Below are 22,141 nucleotides of genomic sequence, written 5' to 3'. Positions count from 1 at the left end.
CTGCAACGCAACGAACCCCCTGTTCAAAGGGGGTTCGTTGCGTGAGCGACACCGGCAAGCCCTACACGTTGAACTTGAAGTGCATCACGTCGCCGTCTTGGACGACGTACTCCTTGCCCTCCTGGCGCAGCTTGCCGGCGTCGCGGCAGCCCTTCTCGCCGTTCAACTCGGAGTAGTCGGCGAAGGCCGCCGTCTCGGCCTTGATGAAGCCGCGCTCGAAGTCCGAGTGGATGACGCCGGCCGCCTGCGGCGCCTTCGCGCCGATGGGCACGGTCCAGGCGCGCGTCTCGGTCTCGCCGCTCGTGAAGTACGACTGCAGCCCCAGCAGGTGGTACGCCTCCCGGATGAGGCGCGCGAGGCCGCCTTCCTCGAGCCCCATGGCCTCGAGGTACTCCTTCGCCTCGGCCGGATCGAGCTCGGCGAGGTCGGCTTCCACCTTCGCGCTGATGGGCACCGGCGCGCAGCCGTCGATCTCGGGCAGGTCGGCCGTCATCTGGTCCTCGTCGACGTTGGCGATGTAGAGCATCGGCTTCATCGTCAGCAGGTGCAGGTCGTACAGCGCCGCGCGCTCGTCGTCCGAGAGGTCGAGCGTGCGGGCGCGATGCCCCTCGTTCAGCCCCTCGTACACCTTCTTGGCCGCGGCCACCTTCGCCGCGCCCGCCTTGTCGCGCTTGGCTTCCTTCTCCAGACGCGGCAGCGCCTTCTCCAGCGTGCCCATGTCGGCCAAGATCAGCTCGGTCTTGATGGTTTCCACGTCGCTTTGCGGGTCCACCTTGCCGGAGACGTGCACCACGTCGGGATCGCCGAAGAAGCGCACGACCTCGCAGATGGCGTCCGTCTCGCGGATGTTCGCGAGGAACTGGTTGCCGAGGCCCTCGCCCTGGCTGGCGCCCGCGACGAGGCCCGCGATGTCCACGAACTCGACGGTGGCCGGCACGATGCGCGCGGGATGGTCGATCTCGGCCAGACGGTCGAGCCGCGCATCGGGCACGGGCACGACGCCCACGTTGGGCTCGATGGTGGCGAACGGGTAGTTGGCCGCGAGGCCGCCCTTGTTCGTGAGGGCCGTGAACAGCGTGGACTTGCCGACGTTCGGCAGGCCGACGATACCGATGGATAGCGACATGGAACTTCCTTCTCAAGCGATGCAAACGTATCGCCCCATGATAGCAAACTGCGAGCGAAACGCCGACCCGATGCACGTGAAAACGCGGAACGCCCCGCGGTGCGGGGCGTTCCGGTCGATGCTCTATGCGAGCGGCGCGCTAGAAGCTCACGAGGCCGAACGTCTGGGCGACGAACGCCACGAGGATGACCACCACGAGCACCGGCGCGATGTACTTGATGATGACGGTCCAGACCTTCTCCACCTTGAACTCGCTTGAGATCTTCACCTCGTCCACGATGGCCTTCGGCTTGATGATCCAGCCGACGAAGACGCAGGTGAGCAGCGCCACGATGGGCATGATCACCGAGTTCGAGATGAAGTCGAAGAAGTCGAGCAGCGTCGTGCCCGCGCCGAGCGGCTCGATGAACGACAGGCCGTTGTAACCCAGGTTCACGATGATGCCGGCCACCACGACCACGCCGATGACCGTGCACAGCGCCTTCTTGCGCGACCAGCCCGCACCGTCCTGGATGATGGACGTGCACGTCTCGGTGAGCGAGATGGCACTGGTCAGCGCGGCGAACAGCACGAGCAGGAAGAACAGGAAGCCCACGACGGTAGCCGCCCCGCCCATGTCGGCGAACACGCCGGGCAGGATGACGAACATGAGCGACGGGCCGGAGTTCGCCGCCACGGCCTCGCCCGAGCCCATGGCCACGAACGCGGCCGGCACGATCATGAGGCCGGCGAGGAACGACACGCCGATGTCGAAGCCGCCGATGCGCGCCACGCTCTGCGTGAGGCTCGACTTCTTGTCGAGGTAGGAGCCGTACGTGATCATGATGCCCATGGCCAGCGATAAACTGTAGAACATCTGCCCGAGCGCGCCGATGACCAGCTCCGGCGAGAACTTGCTGAAGTCGGGCATGAGGTAGTACAGCGCGCCGTCGATGGCGCCCGGCATGGTGAGCGTGTACACCGCGATGCCCACGGCCATGACGATGAGCGCCGGCATCATGACGAGGTTCGCCTTCTCGATGCCGCCTTTCACGCCCAGCGACACCACGATGAACACGATGGCCATGAACAGGAGCATCCACAGGAAGCTCTCGGTGTTGCTGGTGATGAAGCCCGTGAAGAAGTCGCCGCCGTCGGCCAGCGCCTCGGGGCCGTTGATCAGGTAGGCCGCCGCGTACTTCGTCACCCAGCCGCCGATGATGCAGTAGTACGGCGTGATGATGAAGGGCACGGTGGACGCCAGGATGCCGATGAAGGCGTACTTCTTGCCGAACTGCTTGAACGCGCCGATGGCCGATTGCCCCGTCTTGCGGCCGAGCGCCGTCTCCAGCAACAGCAAGGACACGCCGAAGGTGAACACGAGCACCAGGTAGGTGATCAAGAACGTGCCGCCACCGTACTTGGCGGCGAGGTAGGGAAAGCGCCACATGTTCCCCAGGCCCACGGCCGACGCCGCCGCGGCAAGGATGAACGCCCACTTGCCCGACCACGCCGAGCGCGTGTGCGCGTGTGTTGAAGCCATTCGATTCCTCCGTTGTCGTACTGCTGGTATTCCCCGAACGCCCCGCCCGCGGAACGCGTCCGCGCAGGGCCGGATGCGGGCGCCTCGTCCACGTTGTGCACCTGCGCCGCGATCCAAGGGCACATTATACCGGGAAATGGCAGATCGCCAACAATGTTTTGCCGAAGGGGCCGTTTTGAGAACCGCGGCGCGACCGGCGGGGCCGATTCCGCCGCCGGGACGCCGGCGACGTGCGCCAGGGGGAGGGGCCGAACGCGCCGAGGCGCGCCGCCGCCGTCAGCCGGCACGGCATCCGCCCGGCGCGGCGCCCGCGCGAGCCTCCATCCCGAACAGGCTTCTCATCCGAGGGAGGTTCTCGTCGCTTACGGGCAGGTCGCACGCGATGCGGCCGTCCTCCACGTGGAGCACGCGGGTGCAGCAGGCGCACGCGAGCTCGAAGTCGTGCGTGACCACGAACACGGCGCGGCCCCCGGACGCCAGGTCGCGCACGGTCGCGGCCACCCGGCGCATGCTCTGGCCGTCCAGGCCGCTCGTGGGCTCGTCGAAGAACACGAGCTGTGAGCCGCGCACGAGCGCCGCGCCGATGGTGACGCGCTGCTTCTGCCCGCCCGAAAGCGAGGCGGGATGGCGCTGGCCGAGCCCCGCAAGGCCCAGGCGCTCCAGGGCCTCCGCGGCGCGGGCGTCCGCATCGGCCACGTCCTCGGCGCCGAGGCGCAGCTCGTCGGCCACGCTCTCGGCGAACAGCTGGTAGTCGGCGTCCTGCATGACGAAGCTCGAGAGAGCGCGCAGCTTGCGGGCGCTCCGCGCCGCGCCGCCCACGCGCACCGTGCCCGCGCCGGGCTTGCGCAGGCCGCACAGCACGCTGGCGAGCGTGCTCTTGCCCGCCCCGTTGCGCCCGACGATGGCCACCACCTCGCCCGCGCGCGCCGCGAAGTCCACGCCGCGCAGCACGGGCGCGCCGCGACGGTACGAGAACGCCACGCCCGCAGCCTCGATCAGCGGCGCGTCGCCGCCGTCACCCGCCGACCCGTCTTCCACGCGCCCCTTGCGCCCGCCCGCGGCCGCCGCCCGCTCGGGATACACGCTGCGCAGGCCCAGGCGCGCGGCATCCTCGTCGCCCAAGGAGCGCAGCTCGTCGCCCGACAGCTCGAGGGAGGCCCTGCCCTGCTCCATCACCACGACGCGATCCGCCAGATCGCGCAGGTAGCTCAGCCGATGCTCCGAAACCAGCACGGTGGCCCCCCGCTCCTTCAACCGGCCCAGCAAGCGCGCCAACTGGGCAGCCGCTTCGGGATCGAGGTTGGCCGAGGGCTCGTCCAGCACGTAGAGGCGCGGGCGGAAAGCGCGGGCGGAAGCCAGGGCCACCCGCTGCTTCTCGCCGCTGGACAGCCCGAAGATGCTGCGGTCCAGCAAGCCGGCCACGTCCAGCTCGCAGGCGGTGCGCGCCACGCGATCCAGCAGCTCCTCGCGAGGCATGCCCAGGTTCTCGCAGGTGAACGCCACCTCCGACGTGGCGTCGGTCGTGAAGAACTGGCTGCGGGGATCCTGGAACACGCTGCCCACGCGCGCGACGATCTCGTCGGCGCTCAACGCGGCCGTATCGCGCCCGTCGAGGCGCACCTCGCCCACCAGCTCCCCTTCGAAGAACCGGGGCGCCAGCCCGTTCACAAGGCGCGTTGCCGTGGTCTTGCCGCAGCCCGACCGGCCGCACAGCACCACGAACTCGCCCGGAGCGACCGCCAGGTCGAACCCGCGCAGGCTGGGCTCGGCCGCCGATGCGTAGCGGAACTCCACGTTGCGGATGTCGATCATATGCGGACCTCCCACACCGCCACATTGCCCAAAGCGCTCTGGTCGATTGCCACGATGGCCACCGCGAACAGGGAGAACAGAGCGATGGCCACCCCGTCGCGCGCCCGCAGACGCACGTCGCGCACGCAGCTTCTAACCCCTTCGTGCTCGATCCCGCGCGACACGGCCGCCGCGGCCAGCTCGTCGGCCACCTTCACGCAGCGCATGAGCAGCGGCACCATGACGTACTCCAGCAGCGCGACGGGACGGCGCACGATGCCCGCCACGGAGCAGTCGATGCCGCGCATGCGCATCGTGTCGCGGATGCGGCCGAACTCCAGGCCCAGCGTGGGCAGGTAGCGCATGGTCACCGCAAGCGGGATGGTGACGGCGCGCGGGGCGCGCATGCGCTCGAGCGCCGCGATCAGCTCGCCGGTGCGCGTGGAGCCGACGAACCAGCACGCCAGCAGGAACACGGGCACGAACTTGAGCAGCGTGAAGCCCAGCACCACCACGATGGCCGACAGCCCCGGCACGTGGAGCAGCCCGGTGAGGGCGATGACCGCGTTCAGCGCGAGGTAACCCGCGACGAACCGGACCGCCATGCGCGCGCCGCTGCCCGTCGACGCCAGCACGGCCGCGGCCGCCAGCAGCGCGAGCACGGTCACCTCGCCGCCGGAGACGAGGCACAGCGTGCTCGTTCCCACCACCAGCGCCAGCTTGACGCGCGGATCCAGCGAGGCCGTCCCCCGAGGCGGCCGGTCGAGGCGCGCCCTGACCTCGTCGACGCGCGGGACGGCATTGCCCGCGGGAGCCGCCGCGCTGCGCGGGGCAGCCTCCCCAACGCCTCCCGGCGCCGCGCAGAGCGCCTCCGCCGCGTCCGACACGGCTACGCGCCCACCAAGCCGGCGCGGACGAAGTGCTTCTTGAGGACCCTGCGTCCCAGCAGGCCGCCGAGCAGCGCCACGCCGAAGGCGAGCGCCACCGTCACCAGCAGCATGGGGTCGGAGATGACGGCGTTCAGCGTGTCGCGGTACGCGTCGGGAATGCCGTTCTTGATCATGACCTCGTTGAACATGTCGCGCAAAAGCACGATGGAACCGCTGTATCCGAACGCCTGACCGGCCACCGTGAGCGCGTAGCCCGCCACCATGCGCCGAGCGTCGCGCGGACGGCTTCCCAGGATGGCGAAGTCGGCCACCGCAGCGGCGATCACCATGCACAGCGGTATGAACCAGAAGCAGCCCACCAGGAGCAGCAGCAGGCCGTACACGACGGCCGACACGGTGAACACGCCGCGCTTGGGCACCTTCGCCAGCATGAGCATGTACACGATGCCGTTGGGGATGGCCACGATGATGGGATAGAACGCGTTCGTGACCGGCGACATGCCGCACAGCATGCTGATGACCAGGCAGATGGCGAACGCCACCGCTCCCAGCACGCCGACGAGCACCAGATCCTTCACGGTGAGCTTGCCGTCCGCGGCAGCGGACGATGGGGTTGAGCCCATGGAAACCTCCTCGATTCGATGCGAAACCTCGTAGGTTCCCATTAAAAAGTTAGCCGAAGGTTACTGCTGCCATAATCCGGTGGGATTTCGCTCGAATCCGGTCGATCGGCCGCATCGGGCGCGCGACGCGGTCGATGCGGCCCCGTGCGGCCGCGGCCGCGTCCCTTGCCGCCCCAACGACTCGCCGCGCGCCCGCGCCTCAGCGGCGCCCCGCCGACCGCGCGAGGGCGCTCGGAAGCACGCCGTAGCGCTTGCGGAACGCCGCCGAGAAGTGGCCCAGGTTGCCGTAGCCCACCGCACAGGCGGCCTCGGACACCGTCGACTCCCCTCCGGCCAACAGCAAGCGCGCCGTCTCCAGGCGGCGCTCCACCACGTAGGCGTGCAGGGACATGCCGAACGCCTCCTTGAAGCCGCGCGACAGCTTCGTTTCGCTGACCAGCACCTCCCGCGCAAGCTCGGGGTAGGTGGGCGGGTCCGCCAGACGGGCGTCGAGAATGCGCCGCGCCTGCTCCACGGCGGCGCGATCGGTGCGCGAGAGACGCGCGGAAGGCGTCGGGCGGTCGAGCACCGACTCGGCAAGCAGCGCGGCCAGCAGCTCCAGCAGCTTGCCTTCGGCGTGCATCCGCGCAAGCGGGCCCGAATACGGGCAGTTCGTCATCTCGTGCAGCGCCAGAAGCGAAGCCGGCGTCAACGGCGCCGTGGCCCCCGCGCGCAGGGCGCGCTCCACCCGGGCACGATCGGCGTCGTCGAGCGCCGAGAGCGCCAGGCGGTCGAGCGCCGCGCGGGACAGCTTGACCGCGACGAAATCGTAGGGCACCTTCCTGCGATAGCACACGCGCTCCACGCCCTTCGCGGCCGCAGTGGCCAGCGCCTCGCCGCCGGCCAGCTCGAACGAGCGCGCCTCGCCCCCGCCGAAGCGTTCCCAGCCAACGCCCTGCCCCCTGCAGAAGTACAGATCGACGCTCGTCGGATCCGCAGGGCCCGACCCGTGCAGCGAACGGTCGAACACGTAGCGGTGCTCGGAGACGCAGACGCCGTCGCGCGCGGCCACGGTTCTCATCGTCCCCTCCCCCAACTCCTCGGGCACGGTGAACGCGTAGCCGTCCACGCAGCCGGAAGAAGCGGTCGCCCGCGCATCGTTGACCGAGCGCTCGGCGCACCCGAGACCGCCGTCGCCATCCCTGTTCACCATCGGCGCACCGACCCCTCTTCCACCTCAATTGTTAGCTATGGATTACTTATTATAGCGCATCGAAGCGGTTGACCGCCAGCTACCTGCGCGCCGTGAGGCCGCCGTTCGCCACGTTCGCCGCCGCGCCCTGGCCGCAGCCTGCGGCGGCGCCTCGAGACGACCCCGGCAACGCCGACCCGGATGTTTCACGTGAAACATCCGTTCGTGCGTACAAATGTTTCACGTGAAACATTCGCGATCTCGAATCCCACGCGTCGAATCACGGACGACGGGATGCGGGGCCTCTGATTCCCAGGCCGCAGGAAGCAGCCCCGGAGCAGCCGGACGGTTGAAGGAATTGTCGCTTTTTCACCATCGCATCGTGTATCCCCGGCTCGGCGGGCACCGGAACCGCAGGCTCCCCCTTCGCCAACCTCGGCGACGATCTCTCGTACGCCGAGGCCAAGGCCCTGCCGCTCAAGGAGGCCATCGTCGATCCCGACAACCTGCGTGAGGCGTACTTCGCCGGCGGGTGCTTCTGGGGCGTCGACGCGTACTTTTCGCTCGTTCCCGGCGTGGCCGACACCACGGCAGGCTACGCCAACGGCACGGCCGAACAGCCCTCCTACGAAACGGTGAGCAGCGGAACCACCGGGTTCGCCGAGACGGTGCGCGTGCGCTACGATCCCAACGCCGTGAGCCTGCAAACGCTCGTCGAGCACTACTTCGGCCTCGTCGACCCGCTCAGCGTGAACCGCCAAGGCAACGATTCGGGGAGCCAGTACCGCACCGGCATCTACTACGTCGATGACGACGACCTCCCGACGCTCGACGAGGCGATGGGCCGCGAGGAGGAGCGGGCCGGCCAGCCTCTCGCCGTGGAGCTCGAACCGCTGACCTCCTTCTACGAGGCGGAGGACTACCACCAGGACTACCTCGACAAGAACCCGATCGGCTCCTGCCATGTCGACTTCTCGGGCCTGCGCGCCTTCGCGCAGAGCGGCGGGTCCCCCGACCCGGCCGCCTGACGCAAGCGCGACGGCAGCCGTCGCGGCACGAGCCGCCGCATCAACGCACGGCGCTCGCCACGTTACGGGCGGGATGCGCACCGAGCACCGTTCGTTAGCAGTCGGAACCCGCGCGCGGCGCACGGGAGCGCGGCATCGCATCATAGGATCCGTTGTGCCGTCAACAAGAGAGGATCCTCCATGAACCATCCCGCTTACCTATCCCGCCGCACGTTCCTGGCGGGAAGCACCGTGTTCGCCGCCACGGCCGGGCTCGGCCTGTTCGGCTGCTCGACCGCCGGCACGGACGCGGCTGCGCCGAACGCCGCGTCGAACGCGGACGAGCCCGTGAACGCCTACTACGAGAACGCCGTCATCTACACCGTCGACGGCCAGGACCGCATGGCCGAGGCCCTGGCCGTCCGCGATGGCAAGATCGTGTTCGTCGGCTCGTCGTCCGACGGGCAGCGCTACAAGGACGCCGCGCAGAACGTGGTGGATCTCCAGGGCAGCTTCGTGCTGCCGGGCCTCATCGAGGGCCACATCCATTCGGGGTCGCCCGACTTCTTCGACTTCAGCCTCATCGGCCTCTCGACCGCCGACGAGGAGCTGGCCGCCATCAAGGAGTACGTCGACGCGCACCCCGAGAAGGACACGTACCTCGGCTACGGCTACATGGCCAGCCAGTATCCCGGCGAAGAGCTGGAACGGGGGCCCAAGAAGGAGCGCCTCGACGAGATCAGCCCCGACAAGCCGCTGCTCGTGTACTCGTTCGACGGCCACGGCGCGTGGCTGAACTCGAAGGCGTTCGAATACCTCGGCATCACGCCCGACACGCCCTCCACCCCCGGCGGCTCGATCTACCTGAACGACGACGGCAGCCTGTGGGGCACGCTGGCCGACTCCGCCATGTCGCTGACCTCGAAGTACCCCTTCAACCAGGAGAACGTGGCCGACGGGCTGGCCGCGTTCCTGCAAGGCCTCAACTCGCTGGGCTACACGTCCATCTTCTCGCCGCCCGGCAACGGCTTCTTCCCCGTGCCCTACGAGGGCTACCAGGCGCTCGCCGACCGCGACGAGCTCACCATGCGCGTGCGCGGCGCGGGCATCGTCACCAGCTGGCAGACCGACGAGGACCTGGCCAAGCTCGAGGAGCTGAAGAAGAAGTACGACAGCGACGCGCTCAGGGTGATCGCCGGCAAGATATTCGCCGACGGCGTGATGGACAACGAGTCGGCCCTGCTGTCCGAGCCCTACGCCGACGACCCGTCCAGCTACGGCGAGACCGGCTGGGAGCAGGAGCCGCTCAACCAGGCCGTCGCGACCATCAACCGCGCGGGGCTGCTCGCGCACATCCACGCCATCGGCGACGAGGCCGTGACGATGGGGCTCGACGCCATCGAGTACGCCGAGCAGAACGTGCCGAACGACGACGAGCGCAACGCCATCACCCACCTGCAGCTGGTGAAGGAGGACGACGTCCCGCGCTTCGCCGAGCTTGAGGTGACGGCCGTGGTCGACCCCTACTGGCACTTCAAGGAGCCGCAGTACTGGGAATCGAAGGAAAGCCCGGCGCTCGGCGAACGCGCCGAGAAGATGTACCCGATGAAGTCGTTCGCGGACGCGGGCGCGACGCTCGTCTCCGCTTCCGACTTCCCGGTGACCTCGAACCCCAACCCCTTCTACGCAATGCAGTTCGGCGTGACGCGCAACCTCGTGGACGGCGAGCCCTACGGCGTGCCCGACATCACCGACATGGACGACCCCGCCTATCTGCTGTGGCCCGAGGAGCGCGTGGACATCAAGCGGATGATCCGCAGCTTCACCGCCGACGCCGCCTGGGCGCTGTCGCTCGACGGCGAGACGGGCAGCCTCGAGGAGGGCAAGGCGGCCGACTTCATCGTGGTGGACCAGAACGTCCTCGACGCGAAGCCGCTCGACATCAAGAACACGAAGGTGCTCCAAACCTACCTCCGCGGCGAGCGCGTCTACGACGCCGCAACAGCCGAGCAGTAGGCGCGCGCCCTCTCCTGCTCCTTCCGCGCCCGCGCCTGCGCCCGCACCCTGCGACCGCGCCCTCCAAATCTGCGGTTTTGGCGAGGGGGCGGGCGCGGCACTTGGGGCTTATGCGCCGATTAGGCTATCATGGTGCGCAGACCAAACGAGAAGGAGAACCATCCATGTGCGGTATCTGCGGATTCACCGGGGCGACCGAAGCCGATCTGCCCGCTTTGAAGGCGATGTGCGACATCATGGCGCACCGCGGCCCCGACGGCGAAGGCCAGTACCTCGCCGACGGCGTGGCGCTGGGGCATCGCCGCCTGTCGCTCATCGACCTCGCGAACGGCAACCAGCCCATGGTGCGCGCCACGGGCGCGCATGACTCCGTCGTCACCTCCCCCGCCGTCGAGGGGTCCGCACCCGGGTCGTTCACCGTCGGCGACTACGCCATCGTGTTCAACGGCGAGATCTACAACTACCGCGACCTGCGCGCCGAGCTGGCCGCCGAAGGCTGGACGTTCAAGACCGAGTCCGACACCGAGACGCTGCTCGTGTCGTATCTGGCGTGGGGCAAGCTGCTGCTCGACAAGGTGCGCGGCATGTTCGCGTTCGCCATCTGGGACAAGCAGAACCGCGAGCTGTTCTGCGCGCGCGACTTCTTCGGCATCAAGCCGTTCTACTACACCGTGCAGAACGGCGAGGCCGGCCCGCAGTTCATCTTCGCCTCCGAGATCAAGTGTATCCTCGAGCATCCCGCCTACGAGCGCGAGCTCAACGAGGAGGCCCTCGAGCAGTACCTGTGCTTCCAGTTCTCGGCGCTGCCCGAGACGTTCTTCAAGGGCATCTACAAGCTGGAGCCCGCGCACTGCATGACCGTGCGCGCCGACGGCAGCATCGAGACCGAGCGCTACTGGCGCCCCACCTACGACTTCGACGAGAGCCGCAGCCGCGAGGACACCGTGGAGGCCATCGACGCCGCCATGCGCGAGAGCGTGCGCTACCACAACGTGGCCGACGTGGAGGTGGGCTCGTTCTTGTCCTCGGGCATCGACTCCAGCTACATGGCCGCGTGCCTGGCGAAGGAGAACCCCGACATCAAGACGTTCACCGTGGGCTTCGCCGAGTACGAGGGCGAGCGCGACGAGATCACCTGGGCGCGCGAGCTGGCCGACGAGCTGCGCATCGAGAACAACTCCAAGCACATCGGCGAGGAGGAGTACTGGGCGAGCCTGCCCCGCGTGCAGTGGCACATGGACGAGCCGTCCGCCGACCCGAGCGCCGTGGCGCTGTACTTCGTCGACCAGGAGGCCGCCAAGAAGGTGAAGGCCGTGCTGTCCGGCGAGGGCGCCGACGAGTTCTTCGGCGGCTACCGCATCTACCAGACGCCCTTCGCCAACGCGAAGCTGTCCTGGGCGCCGAAGGGCCTGCTGCGCGGCGCGTCGAAGATGGCGCGCGGCCTGGGCGTGCGCGGCGCGAACTACCTGGAACGCGCCTCTGAGACGGTGGAGGACTGGTACTACACGAACGCGAACGGCGTGGCGTTCTCGCCCGGCGAGCGCGCGCGGCTGCTGCGTCGCCCCGTGGAGGCGTGCACCCCGCAGGAGCTGACCGCGCCCGTGTACGCCGAGGTAGCCGGCCTCGACGAGACGACGCGCATGCAGTACGCCGACCTGTTCTTCTGGCTCGTGGGCGACATCCTGCTGAAGACCGACAAGATGTCGATGGCCCATTCGCTGGAAAGCCGCGTGCCGTTCCTCGACAAAGAGGTGTTCAACGTCTCGCGCACCATCCCCACCCCGCTCAAAGCCGACGACGAGCAGACGAAGATCGCCCTGCGCGAGGCCGCCGAGCGCGCCATCCCGAAGGACTGGGCGCAGAAGGAGAAGCTGGGCTTCCCCGTGCCCGTGGTGGGCTGGCTGCGTCAGGATCGCTACTACGCCCAGATCAAGGAGTGGTTCACCGGCCCCGAGGCGCAGCGGTTCTTCAACGTGGACGAGCTGGTGAAGCTGCTCGACGACCACAAGAGCGGCGCCGCCGACAACACCCGCAAGATCTGGATCGTCTACATGTTCCTCATGTGGTACCGCATCTACTTCGTCGACCGCACCGTCCCCGAAAAACCCGCAGCGTAGCGAAGGGCCCCCGATCGGGGGGCCTTCTCGTTTAGGCGAGCTTCGACGAATCGACGGCGACGAGGTGGCCGTGCTCGTCCTCGAATACGCACAGGCCGCCGTCGCGGCTCTCGTAGAGATTGCGGAAGCGCGCGAAGCGGCGCTTCTTGGCGAGCTTCGGCTGAGGCTTGGCCTGCGGTTCCGGCTGCGGCTCGGGTTCGGGCTCGGGGGTTTGCTCCGGCTGCGGCGCGGGTTCGGGGGCGGCTGCGACGGGCTGCAGGGGCTCGGTGGGATCGTCGGACGTCGCGGGCGCTTCCGAGGCCGCGGGCTCGTCGATCTCGGCGGCGGCCGCCTCCAGCTCGTCCACCGCCTCTTCCAGCCGGGTCGCGGCCGCGATCAGCTCGTCGATCGTCAGCGGCTTGTCGGGCTCGGGCTCCGGCGCCGGCGCGGGTGCCTGCACCGGCTCAGGCGCAGGCTCGCCCGCCGTCGCCGCGTGCGCGGCCTCGGCGAAGTCGTCCTCGTCGGGATCGTTCTTCGCCACGAGATCGCATTCAACCTGCACCTCGGCAGCCTGGAAGTCCGTCTCGCTCGGTTCGTCCGCACGGGGTTCCGGCTCGGCCGGCGAGGGCACCGCCACGGGCGGCAGGGCGCGCTTCTCCACCTGCTCGACCCGTTCCTCGATGGCCGCTTCGGCCAGCCCGCCCTCGAGCACCTCGATGCCCGACGCCATGACCCGCGCCGGCGCCGGCGCGGGTTCGATGCCCAGGCGGGTGTACAGCGAGCGGTTCGACTGGGCGATGGACACGAGCTCGCGCGCCAACGCGACCCGGTCGGCCTCCTCGACGCCCTCCTGCAGGAGCTTGCCTATTTCGAGCACGCGCGTCCACGAGATGGCGTCCATATCCTCTTTGAGGGATACGATCTTGTCCGCCTCGCGCGCCACGCGCTTTTCCGTTGATTTGCCAAACATGATATGCCGCCTTCAGGTTACCGAGCGCTCATTGTAGCACGTCAGTATATGACTCGCCAGAATACGAGCCCCTGAGCTGGGGCGTTTTCTCCCGCAACCCGGCGATCGCAGGCCTCGAGGACTTCACCTACCCAGTCGGCGTCGCGCTGGCCCTTGCCCACCATCACGAGCGTGCCCACGATGGTGCGAACCATGGAGTGCAGAAACGCGTTGCCCACCACCTTGATGGACATGAGGTTCTCGCCCATCACCGTCTCGGGATGGAACGATATCTCGCGCACGTTGCGATGCGTCGGTTTGCCTTCGGCCGACGCCGCCATGCAGAAGCTCTTGAAGTCGTGCTCGCCCAGGAGATGCTGCGCGCCGGCCTCCATGGCCGTCAGGTCGAGGCCGCCGGGCACGAACCACGAGAAGTCCTTCATGAAGATGGGGCTCGTGGAGTCCACGCACAGATGGTAGTGGTACTCGCGCGCCTGCGCGTCGAAGCGCGCCGAGAAGCCCAGCTTCTTCGGCTCCACTTCGCGCACGGTGACGGCGTCGTGCGTGAGCGCGTTGAGCGAGCGCCGCAGACTGGGCAGCGACCGTCCGGCGATGTCGAGGTCGTTCACGTCGAAGCTGACCACCTGGCCGAGGGCGTGCACGCCCGCATCGGTGCGGCCGGCGCACGTCGTTTCGATGTCGCGCCTGAACAGCAGGCGCAGCGCGTCCTCGAGGTCGCCCTGCACGGTGGTCTGCCCCGGCTGGCGGGCGAACCCGCTGAACGGCGCGCCGTTGTACGACAGCGTCAGCGCCAGGGTGTGGTCGCGCACGGGTTTTTCGACAGCGTTCGCGGCTGCCGCTTCGCGCTCGCGCGCGGTGGTGGGTGTGATGGTTTCCGTATTCATAGGCGACATGATAAACGAACCCGGCCCCGCTGCGAAGCGGGGGTCATATCCGCTTGCCAAATTGTTGAATAGGCCACGCACCTTCCCCCTTTTTGACGCGGGGTCCGATCTGCGGGTCATCGGGCGCGTACCGCGCCGATTCGCGACGCATGCAGCGTGCGATCGGCGCGGCTCAAGACGACGTCGCGTCCTTACGAAGCCCTCCACACCTGGGAGCCGAAGAGGTCCTGGATCTCCGAGCGCATGACGGGGCTGCGGGAGTCCACCGACACGGGCAGCTCGGCGCGGTACTTGTGGCCGTCGTTCTGCTGCACGAACAGCACCACGCCGTCGCGCCCCGGGTACGACTTCAAGATGCGGTTGAGGCGCAGCGACTTCGACTGGTCGAAGTCGGACATCGGAACCCGCAGCTCGAGGTGGGACGGACGGGCGTCCGCCTCGTTGAGCTCGATGACCTCCACCTCGAACGCCATGATCTGGTTGCCGCGGTCGTTGGCCTCGAACTTGCCCTTCACCTTCACGATGGCGTCTTCCTGGATGGCCTCGGCGTTCTCGTCGTACTTGAAGCAGATGCACTCCACGTGGCCCGTCGTGTCCTCGAGGGTGAACGTGGCCATCTTCGTGCCGCGCTTCGTCAGCTTCGTCACCACGTTCGAGATCATGCCCACGAACACCGCGGACTTGATCTCCTTCGTGCGCTCGGCCAAGTCTCCGATGGAGAATTTCGTCATGCGCGCGATGGTGCCCTCGTACGGGCGCAGCGGGTGGTCCGAGACGTAGATCTTCATGATCTCCTTCTCGAACGAGAGCAGCTGGCGCTTCGGCCACTCCACGCCGTCCGGCTCCGGGATCTCCTCCTCGAAGCCCGAATCGGGATCGTCGCCGAACAGGTCGAACATCGACACCTGCCCGCGCTCGCGATCCTTCTGGCGCTTCGTCGCGCTTTCGAGCAGCGGCGTCTCGTCGACGAAGTACATGAGCTGCTTGCGCGTGTAGCCCGTCGAGTCGAACGCCCCGCCCTTGATGAGCGCTTCGAGCGTCTTGCGGTTGTAGCACTTCGCATCGAGGCGGTTCACGAAGTCGTGCAGCGACGTGAACGGGCCGTTGGCCTCGCGCTCCTCGATGATGGCCTCGGCCACGTTCGCGCCGACGCCGCGCACGCCCACGAGGCCGAAGCGCACGCCCTCGTCGGTGGGCGTGAACTCGGCGTTGGACGAGTTGATGTCCGGCGGCAGCACGGGGATGCCCGAGTGGTTGCAGCTGGCGATGTAGCGGATCAGGCGGTCGGTGTTGCCCATGTAGGACGACAGCACGGCGGCCATGAAGTCGTTCGGGTAATGCGCCTTCAGGTACGCCGTGCGCATAACCAGGATGGCGTAGGCGGCCGAGTGCGATTTGTTGAACGCGTACTTCGCGAACTTCTCAGCGTCTTCCCAGATCTGCTTCGCGATCTCGAGCGAGTAGCCGTTCTCCACCGCGCCGTCGTTCCAGTCGGCCTGGAGCTGGCGCATGATGTCGAGCTTCTTCTTGCCCATGGCCTTGCGCAGCTTGTCGGCCTTGCCCGCCGAGAAGCCGCTCATCTCCATGGAGATCTGCATGATCTGCTCTTGGTAGACCATGGTGCCGTAGGTCTCCTCCAAAAGCGGGCGCAGGCGATCGTCGTAGTAGTGGACGGGCGTCTTGCCCTGCGCCACCTTCACGTAGTCGTCGACCATGCCGGACTCCAACGGGCCCGGGCGGTTGAGGGCGATCGAGGCGACGACGTCGGAGAAGCGCGTCGGGGGGAGCCGTGCGAACAGGCTGACGTACAGCGCGCCCTCCACCTGGAACAGGCCGTCCATGTTGCCGGACTGCATGAGCTTGAAGGCACCCTCGTCGTCGATGGGGATGTCCTCGGGGATCACCTTCGTGCCGAAGCGCTGCTCGATGTTGCGGCACGCGATGGTGAGCACGTCGAGCGTGCGCAGGCCGAGGAAGTCCATTTTCAGCAGGCCCAGCTCGGGCGTGTAGTGGCCGTCGTACTGGGTGATGATGCCGCCGCCCTTGGTGTCGCGCTTCATGGGCACGTGGTCGCTCATGGGGTCGCGGCAGATGATGGTGGCGCACGCGTGCACGCCCTCGCCGCGCACGTGGCCCTCGATGGACAGCGCGGCGTCGATGACGGCCTTCACGTCCTCCTCGGTCTCGTACGCCTTCTTGAGGTCGGGGTTCGTGGCCAGCGCCTTGTCGATGGTGATGCCCAGCTCGTCGCCGATCATCTTCGTGATCTTGTCGCCGGTGCTGTACGGGTAGTCCAGCACGCGCGCGGCGTCGCGCACGGCGTTCTTGGCCTGCAGGGTGCCGAACGTGATGACCTGGGACACGTGGTCCTCGCCGTACACGTCCTTGATGTGGTTGATCACTTCTTCTCGGCGGCCCTGCTCGAAGTCGACGTCGATATCGGGCATCTCCACGCGCTCGGGCGACAGGAAGCGCTCGAACAGCAGGCCGTTCGACAGCGGATCGAGGGCGGTGATGTCCATGGCGTACGCCACGATGGCGCCTGCGGCCGAGCCACGGCCCGGCCCGACGCCGATGCCCTGGCTGCGCGCCCACTCGATGTACTCCTGCACGATGAGGAAGTACGCCGGGAAGCCCTGCTGGATGATGATGCCCATCTCGTAGTCGGCGCGCTCCTGCGCCTCCTGCGGCACCGGGTCGCCGTAGTGCTTGACCAGGCCCTCCTGGACGCGCCTGCGGAAGTAGCTCTCCTCGGTCTCGCCTTCGGGCAGCGGGAAGCGCGGCAGGATGGAGTCGCGCTCGAGCACCACGTTCACCTTCTCGGCCACTTCCACGGTGTTGTCGCAGGCCTCGGGGAAGTCCTTGAGGGCCTCGCGCATCTCCTCCTCGGTCTTCATGTAGAACTGGTCGTTCTCGAAGCGCATGCGGTTGGCGTCGTTGAACGCCGCGCCCGTGCCGATGCACAGCATGTAGTCCTGGGCGCGCGCGTCCTCGCGCGTGAGGTAGTGGAAGTCGTTCGTGGCGATGGTCTTGAGGCCGGCGGCCTTGGCCACGTCGGTCAGCATGTGGTTGAGCTCGGTCTGCGTGAACCCGGCGTCGGTGCGGATGCCCTGGTTCTGCAGCTCGATGTAGAAGTCGCCCGGCTCGAAGCAGCTCGCGAACTTCTTGGCCCACTCCACCGCCTCGTCCACCTGGCGGTTGTCGAGCAGCTTCGGGATGATGCCGGCGATGCACGCCGACGAGCCGATGATGCCCTTGCCGTACTTCTGCAGCATGCTGAACGTGGTGCGCGGCTTGTAGTAGAAGTTGTCGACGTGCGACTCGCTGACGAGCCTCACGAGGTTGTGGTAGCCCTCGTTCGTCTTGGCCAGCAGGAGGAGGTGGTAGAGCTTGGGCTTCGTGTCCTTGCGCAGCTCCTCGTCGGTGGTGAAGTACACCTCGCAGCCGTAGATGGGCTTGACGCGCTTGCCCGTCTCCTCCTCCACCTTGTCGCACATCTCGCACAGCTGCGGCACGCCCGACATCACGCCGTGGTCCGAGATGGCCACCGCGGGCATGTCGAGGTCGGCGGCCCGCTTCACCATGTCGTAGATGTGCGTGTGGCCGTCGAGCAGGGAATATTCGGTGTGGTTGTGCAGGTGGACGAATGCCATATCTTGTGCCTCTTGTCAGTCATGGATGCGCGTCGTTGTGTCGATGACATTCTACCAGCATCGGCGCTTTCGATGATCGAACAAACGATGGTTTTTGCAAGATCGTCACCCGGCGCCGCTGGAGGTTGAGCACCGTCCCCATCGCCGGAGCTCCCGATGCTGGAGGGCGGCCCTGCGCAAATAAACGCTACCCGAAAAGATACCGTCTGACGCCCTTCCAAAGCGCACCTTTGAGGAGGGGAACGATGCGCTCCTCATCAACAGCCGACGCCGTGCGGTATTCGCTCAAGCGGAAACCATTTTTCAGCACCAGGAAAGACCCGTATCCTGCCGATATCGCTTTTTCTGGACAGCCGTATATGCAGTTGAGGCACATAACGCAGTCGTCCCTAAACCGTGGTAGCCCCTCGACCATGTCAATGTTTTTTCGAGGGCACGTTTGAGCGCACAGACCGCACGAGACGCAGGTGTCGGAAACGGCCAGTTTCTCGCTAAAGCGTATCCTGCCCCAATAGCCTTTCTCCCAATCTCCAATTTTCGAAAAAAGCCTATCGGTCAGAGGAGGGTCTATTCGAAGGACGACCCCCTTCGAGATATCGCGAGCAATCTCATCGCATCGCGAGGGAAGCTTTTCAAGCAGCGCTTTGGCTGCCGGTTCAGGAGTGTACACGATAACGTTGCAGGGCATGACGATCATCGATTCGTAGACGACGGCGTACCCTTTTCGCTCAAGCTCCCGACGGATTCCCAAGCGACATGCGCGATTGGGCGAAACGTCACCGCCTCCCGAAACGGGGACAAGCGCAACCTTCTGCTCTTTCGCACCTTCCAGGTGATCGACGTACTCGTATATCGGCAGCGGGGCGTTAAACGTGTACAGCGGATACATGAGGATCAGCACGTCCCCGTCGATCGCAGGCGTACCGCTTATCGGACCCCGCAACTCTTCGACCCGCACGCCGATGTCGAGTTTTTCGAGCGAGTCTTTCAGGGCGCGGGCGCTTTGGGCAGTGCAGCCCGTTCCCGAGAAGAAGACGATGTTTGCAGAGGCAATCATGGCTTCATTGTAGCAGCTGGCAACGATAAGTCGATTGAGGGGGGGTGCCTGCGCATGCAAGGAAGAAGAGGACATGCCATCAACCGTCTGCCGCCGGATGGCGAACGGTTGCCGCGGACGTGCCGACCTGGCACCGAGAAGGGAGGTCGCCTGCAGACCCCGCTCCAACTACGGGAGGCAACCTCACCCAGCGGCGAGGTGGTCCGCCATGCGGCCGGCGATGAGCGCCAGGTCCTCGGGCGAGCGGGCGCACCCCTCCTCGACCCACTGCTCGAGCATGCTCGACATGCCGCTGGCCATGAACCGGTAGCCGTACTCCAAGCCCGTGCCCTTCCCCGCATCGCCCAGCATGTCGGCGCGGAACCCCGGCCAGAAGCAGCGCGACACGAGGTGCATGAGGTCGTTGCGCTCGAGGAGGGCGAGCAGCCCGGCGCGCTCGCGCCAGAACGAGAAGAACGCCTGCGCGAGATCGGAAAAGCTCCTCCCCTCGTCCAGCGCGTCCATCGCGCGCGGAGAACTCGGCGCCGAGGCCGCGCATGAGCCCCTCCATGACGGCGTCGACCGAATCGAAGTGCCGGTAGAACGTGCGCCGCGAGTACCCCGAGCGCGCCGCGAGCATGGTCACCGTGACCTGCCGGTACGGCACCTCGCCCAGCAGCTCGACCAAGGCCGCCGTCATCTCGGCCCGCGACCGGGCCTTCTGTGGGTTTTCCGTCGACACGGGCGTCACACCTTCCCTCGCATTGCGGCACTTGGGCCGGATTCGTTGACCGAGCACAGCCCCGTCACTATAGTCCGAAGCCGAAAAGGTTACAAGTGTGACATCGAAAGGAAAATGCGACGTGAAGGCAATCGCGTACACGAGGTTCGGGGAACCCGAGGTGCTGCAGGAGCAGGAGGTGGCGCGCCCCGTCCCCGGCGACGGGCAGGTGCTCGTCGAGGTTCGGGCGTCGTCCCTCAACGTGACCGAGATCAAGCAGTTCGCGCAGCAGATCGAGCAGGGAACGCTCTCCCCCCGTCATGAAGGCGATGGGGAAGTTCGCCCTCGGCATCGTCGGCGAGGTCCCGGGCAACGACGTCGCGGGCGTGGTGGTGGAGGTCGGCGCCGGCGCGACCCGGTTCAAGAAGGGCGACGAGGTGTTCGGCTTCCCCGTCCGCGACCGCGGGGCCTGGGCGGAATACGTGTGCGCCGACGAGGGGATGCTGGAGCTCAAGCCCGCGGGCGCGTCCTTCGAGGAGGCGGCCTGCTTGCCCGTCGCCGGAAGCGTCGCGCTGGCGGCCGTCAGGAAGGCGGGCGTGCGCGCGGGGCAGAGCGTGCTGGTGCACGGGGCCTCGGGAGGCGTCGGGCACCTCGCGCTGCAGATAGCGAAGGCCCACGGGGCGTCCGTCGCGGCGGTCTGCGGCACCCGCAACGTCGATCTGGCCTACGAGCTGGGCGCCGACCGGGTCGTCGACTACCGCAAGGACGACGTCGCCCAGGCGGGCGGCGCGTACGACGCCGTGATCGCCGTGAACGGCTACTGCCCCCTGCCGACGATCAAGGGCCTCCTCGTCGACGGAGGCACCTCCGTGTTCGTCGGCGGAGAAGGGCGCGCCATCGTGGACGGTCTGCTGGGGCCGATCCTCTCGATCGGGAGCGGAAGGCGCCTGACCTCGGTCGTCTACGCGTCGATCAGGGGGCAGGGACTGGACTGGCTGGCGAGGGCGCTGGACGGCGGGCAGGTGCGCCCCGTGCTCGACGGCGTCTTCCCCCTGGGCGAGGCCCCGCAGGCCATCAGGAAGGTCGTCGCCGAGCACGCGCGCGGCAAGACGGCCCTCGTCGCGGCCTTCGGCGCCTAGGAGACGCCCGCGAGCACGCCGCCGTACATGCGGTAGCCGACCAGCTTCGACTCGCAGTAGACGCTCTCGATGTTGAGCGCCTGCTTCGCACGGTCGATGAGGTCCTTGACGGCCTGCTCGTCGCCGTGGGTGCTGTCGAAGACGAGCGTGTCGTTCTGGACGACCGTGCCGTCCTCGAGCGCGTAGCCGCCTTCGGCCTCGTACACGGTGTAGCCCGAGCCCGTCTCCACGAACAGCGGCACGAGGAGGTCCTTCGCCTCGGCCACGGTCAGCTCCTGCGCGCCCGTGTCCTTGTCGGTGAGGCCGAAGTACAGGCAGTACACCACTTCCTGCCGATCGGTCACCCCGTTGACGAGCGACGGCGCCTCCGCCGCGCCCTCGGCGGCGCAGCCCGCGCACAGCGCGCCGGCCAGCGCCGCGCCGCACAGGCACGCGCCCAGCTTCTTCCACGATCTCCGCTCCATGCGAGCCCCCTTCTTCTCAAGCTCGCACCATTGTAGGCCGCATCCGACCTTCGACGCGCCCCGCCCCGCCGCCGAAATCGCGCGCAAACCGCCCGATTTCGCACGGGAAACGCCGCCCACGCGGAAACGGCTTTGCCGCGCGCCTAGGCAGCCCGGCGCTCCGCCTCCTGCAGCCGATCGTCCGCGAACGGGCCGCGGCAGGGGACCTCGACCCGACGGAGCATGCGCACGGCGGACACGAGCACGGGCACGTACAGCACGAGGAACACCAGGTACACGACTACCGACGCGAGCCCCGCAGTCGGATCGGCGTTCACGTACTGCGTCGAAACGGTGCCGGCGAACAGGGCCTCGGCCGCCATGGCGAACAGGTCGTTCAAGCCGTGCACGAGCACGACGGTCCAGATGTTCCGCGTCTTGACGAACACCGCGGCCATCAGCAGCCCCACGATGCCGGTCTGCAGGGTTTTGAGCACCGCCTGAGCGAGGCCCAGGGCATCGCTCACCTGGCCGCCGATGACGAACGGCATGACGTGCACGACGCCGAACAGCAGCGACGAGACGACGGCAGCGCCCAGGACGCCGGCACGCGTGCGCCCCATGCGCGCGAGCAGGGCGCCCAGCACGATGCCGCGGAACAGCCCCTCCTCGAACATGCCGACGAAAAAGCAGAGCACGAACGCCGACGCGAGCTGCCAGGGCCAATTCGGAACCAACGCGCTCCCGCTTGCCAAGGCGGTCGCCACAGCCAACGCGCCGGCGGCCAGCGCCAACGCCAGCAGGTATGCCGACTTCCGAAACGCGAAGGCCATGCCCTCGGACGAGGGCTCGATGGCGCCGCGACCGGCGACGATGCCCAACACGGCGAACATGACGACGGACAACCCGACCCGTACGGGCACCATGCCCGCCAAGGTCGCGTCGGAGGGCACGAGCCAGATGCCCGCCAACCCTGCGACGAGGGCGAGCACGGCCACGAGCAGCGGATGCGATCTCATATAGGCGCGAATCGGAGCCATAAGCGTCCTTTCG

Annotated in this window: 17 protein-coding genes and 1 pseudogene; 4 read left to right on the top strand and 14 right to left on the bottom strand. The window is 67.5% G+C overall.

The genetic code is table 11. From position 1 onward, the window contains the following. Positions 1 to 61: 61 nt before the first annotated feature. From ychF to H8S61_RS13395, 6 genes are all read right to left on the bottom strand, one after another. Entirely contained in the window at positions 62 to 1,126 is a 1,065-nt protein-coding gene (gene ychF / locus H8S61_RS13420; RefSeq protein ID WP_160943102.1) for a redox-regulated ATPase YchF, read from the bottom strand. 139 nt (positions 1,127 to 1,265) lie between these two features. After that, the gene (locus H8S61_RS13415; RefSeq protein WP_160943112.1) at positions 1,266 to 2,648 is read right to left on the bottom strand and encodes a sodium-dependent transporter; all 1,383 of its coding nucleotides are present in this window, start codon (positions 2,646 to 2,648) and stop codon (positions 1,266 to 1,268) included. Positions 2,649 to 2,924: 276 nt separating this feature from the next. Then, a complete protein-coding gene (locus tag H8S61_RS13410; RefSeq protein ID WP_186939327.1) occupies positions 2,925 to 4,460 on the bottom strand; it encodes an ABC transporter ATP-binding protein in 1,536 nt (511 codons plus the stop codon). Next, positions 4,457 to 5,326 carry an energy-coupling factor transporter transmembrane component T family protein gene (locus H8S61_RS13405; RefSeq protein WP_186939326.1) on the bottom strand — a complete coding sequence of 290 codons (870 nt, stop codon included), beginning with the start codon at positions 5,324 to 5,326 and terminating at the stop codon, positions 4,457 to 4,459. The genes H8S61_RS13410 and H8S61_RS13405 overlap by 4 nt, the downstream gene beginning before the upstream one ends. Before the next feature lie 2 nt (positions 5,327 to 5,328). After that, the gene (locus H8S61_RS13400) at positions 5,329 to 5,952 is read right to left on the bottom strand and encodes an MptD family putative ECF transporter S component (RefSeq protein ID WP_186939325.1); all 624 of its coding nucleotides are present in this window, start codon (positions 5,950 to 5,952) and stop codon (positions 5,329 to 5,331) included. 199 nt (positions 5,953 to 6,151) lie between these two features. Further along, positions 6,152 to 7,144, bottom strand: coding sequence for a helix-turn-helix transcriptional regulator (locus tag H8S61_RS13395; protein ID WP_186939324.1), 993 nt, complete (start codon positions 7,142 to 7,144; stop codon positions 6,152 to 6,154). A gap of 353 nt (positions 7,145 to 7,497) precedes the next feature. Here H8S61_RS13395 and msrA point away from each other — a divergent pair, with 353 nt between their 5' ends. From msrA to asnB, 3 genes are all read left to right on the top strand, one after another. Beyond that, the gene (gene msrA / locus H8S61_RS13390; RefSeq protein WP_436231608.1) at positions 7,498 to 8,151 is read left to right on the top strand and encodes a peptide-methionine (S)-S-oxide reductase MsrA; all 654 of its coding nucleotides are present in this window, start codon (positions 7,498 to 7,500) and stop codon (positions 8,149 to 8,151) included. Positions 8,152 to 8,331: 180 nt separating this feature from the next. Further along, positions 8,332 to 10,146, top strand: coding sequence for an amidohydrolase (locus H8S61_RS13385; RefSeq protein WP_186939323.1), 1,815 nt, complete (start codon positions 8,332 to 8,334; stop codon positions 10,144 to 10,146). 164 nt (positions 10,147 to 10,310) lie between these two features. Further along, a complete protein-coding gene (gene asnB, locus H8S61_RS13380; RefSeq protein ID WP_186939322.1) occupies positions 10,311 to 12,263 on the top strand; it encodes an asparagine synthase (glutamine-hydrolyzing) in 1,953 nt (650 codons plus the stop codon). 31 nt (positions 12,264 to 12,294) lie between these two features. Here asnB and H8S61_RS13375 read toward each other — a convergent pair whose 3' ends face one another. The 6 genes and pseudogenes from H8S61_RS13375 to H8S61_RS17755 all read right to left on the bottom strand — a co-directional run. Continuing rightward, complete coding sequence (locus H8S61_RS13375; RefSeq protein ID WP_186939321.1) at positions 12,295 to 13,212, bottom strand: hypothetical protein; 918 nt, start codon at positions 13,210 to 13,212, stop codon at positions 12,295 to 12,297. Positions 13,213 to 13,253: 41 nt separating this feature from the next. After that, a complete protein-coding gene (gene truA, locus H8S61_RS13370) occupies positions 13,254 to 14,096 on the bottom strand; it encodes a tRNA pseudouridine(38-40) synthase TruA (protein ID WP_160943126.1) in 843 nt (280 codons plus the stop codon). A 191-nt stretch (positions 14,097 to 14,287) separates the two neighbouring features. Then, positions 14,288 to 17,749 (bottom strand): DNA polymerase III subunit alpha, encoded by a 3,462-nt coding sequence (gene dnaE / locus H8S61_RS13365; RefSeq protein ID WP_160943127.1) that lies wholly within the window; start codon positions 17,747 to 17,749, stop codon positions 14,288 to 14,290. Between the two features lie 187 nt (positions 17,750 to 17,936). Further along, complete coding sequence (locus H8S61_RS13360; RefSeq protein WP_186939320.1) at positions 17,937 to 18,806, bottom strand: EFR1 family ferrodoxin; 870 nt, start codon at positions 18,804 to 18,806, stop codon at positions 17,937 to 17,939. Between the two features lie 183 nt (positions 18,807 to 18,989). After that, entirely contained in the window at positions 18,990 to 19,310 is a 321-nt protein-coding gene (locus H8S61_RS17515; RefSeq protein ID WP_255466618.1) for a TetR-like C-terminal domain-containing protein, read from the bottom strand. A gap of 58 nt (positions 19,311 to 19,368) precedes the next feature. Further along, a pseudogene (locus H8S61_RS17755) lies at positions 19,369 to 19,485 on the bottom strand (helix-turn-helix domain-containing protein); the annotation flags it as partial. Positions 19,486 to 19,835: 350 nt separating this feature from the next. Here H8S61_RS17755 and H8S61_RS13350 point away from each other — a divergent pair. Then, positions 19,836 to 20,645, top strand: coding sequence for an NAD(P)-dependent alcohol dehydrogenase (locus tag H8S61_RS13350; protein WP_186939318.1), 810 nt, complete (start codon positions 19,836 to 19,838; stop codon positions 20,643 to 20,645). Here the strand turns inward: H8S61_RS13350 and H8S61_RS13345 are convergent. Together H8S61_RS13345 and H8S61_RS13340 are read right to left on the bottom strand one after the other, a co-directional pair. Further along, positions 20,642 to 21,109: a hypothetical protein gene (locus H8S61_RS13345; RefSeq protein ID WP_186939317.1), complete on the bottom strand. Its 468-nt coding sequence runs from the start codon at positions 21,107 to 21,109 to the stop codon at positions 20,642 to 20,644. The genes H8S61_RS13350 and H8S61_RS13345 overlap by 4 nt on opposite strands. A gap of 143 nt (positions 21,110 to 21,252) precedes the next feature. Then, positions 21,253 to 22,128 carry a CPBP family intramembrane glutamic endopeptidase gene (locus H8S61_RS13340; protein ID WP_186939316.1) on the bottom strand — a complete coding sequence of 292 codons (876 nt, stop codon included), beginning with the start codon at positions 22,126 to 22,128 and terminating at the stop codon, positions 21,253 to 21,255. Positions 22,129 to 22,141 lie beyond the last annotated feature (13 nt).

It is taken from the genome of Eggerthella hominis (assembly GCF_014287365.1).
Taxonomy (GTDB): domain Bacteria; phylum Actinomycetota; class Coriobacteriia; order Coriobacteriales; family Eggerthellaceae; genus Eggerthella; species Eggerthella guodeyinii.
Note: the sequence above shows the minus strand (reverse complement) of the source record. Positions and strands in the feature narration are given on the sequence as shown.

Bases quoted from the DNA above. Each gene is read 5' to 3' on its own strand.
- ychF (WP_160943102.1), bottom strand. From the start codon at position 1,126: ATGTCGCTATCCATCGGTATCGTCGGCCTGCCGAACGTCGGCAAGTCC.
- H8S61_RS13415 (WP_160943112.1), bottom strand. From the start codon at position 2,648: ATGGCTTCAACACACGCGCACACGCGCTCGGCGTGGTCGGGCAAGTGG.
- H8S61_RS13410 (WP_186939327.1), bottom strand. From the start codon at position 4,460: ATGATCGACATCCGCAACGTGGAGTTCCGCTACGCATCGGCGGCCGAG.
- H8S61_RS13400 (WP_186939325.1), bottom strand. From the start codon at position 5,952: ATGGGCTCAACCCCATCGTCCGCTGCCGCGGACGGCAAGCTCACCGTG.
- H8S61_RS13395 (WP_186939324.1), bottom strand. From the start codon at position 7,144: ATGGTGAACAGGGATGGCGACGGCGGTCTCGGGTGCGCCGAGCGCTCG.
- H8S61_RS13385 (WP_186939323.1), top strand. From the start codon at position 8,332: ATGAACCATCCCGCTTACCTATCCCGCCGCACGTTCCTGGCGGGAAGC.
- asnB (WP_186939322.1), top strand. From the start codon at position 10,311: ATGTGCGGTATCTGCGGATTCACCGGGGCGACCGAAGCCGATCTGCCC.
- H8S61_RS13375 (WP_186939321.1), bottom strand. From the start codon at position 13,212: ATGTTTGGCAAATCAACGGAAAAGCGCGTGGCGCGCGAGGCGGACAAG.
- truA (WP_160943126.1), bottom strand. From the start codon at position 14,096: ATGAATACGGAAACCATCACACCCACCACCGCGCGCGAGCGCGAAGCG.
- dnaE (WP_160943127.1), bottom strand. From the start codon at position 17,749: ATGGCATTCGTCCACCTGCACAACCACACCGAATATTCCCTGCTCGAC.
- H8S61_RS13360 (WP_186939320.1), bottom strand. From the start codon at position 18,806: ATGATTGCCTCTGCAAACATCGTCTTCTTCTCGGGAACGGGCTGCACT.
- H8S61_RS17515 (WP_255466618.1), bottom strand. From the start codon at position 19,310: ATGGACGCGCTGGACGAGGGGAGGAGCTTTTCCGATCTCGCGCAGGCG.
- H8S61_RS13350 (WP_186939318.1), top strand. From the start codon at position 19,836: ATGGGGAAGTTCGCCCTCGGCATCGTCGGCGAGGTCCCGGGCAACGAC.
- H8S61_RS13345 (WP_186939317.1), bottom strand. From the start codon at position 21,109: ATGGAGCGGAGATCGTGGAAGAAGCTGGGCGCGTGCCTGTGCGGCGCG.
- H8S61_RS13340 (WP_186939316.1), bottom strand. From the start codon at position 22,128: ATGGCTCCGATTCGCGCCTATATGAGATCGCATCCGCTGCTCGTGGCC.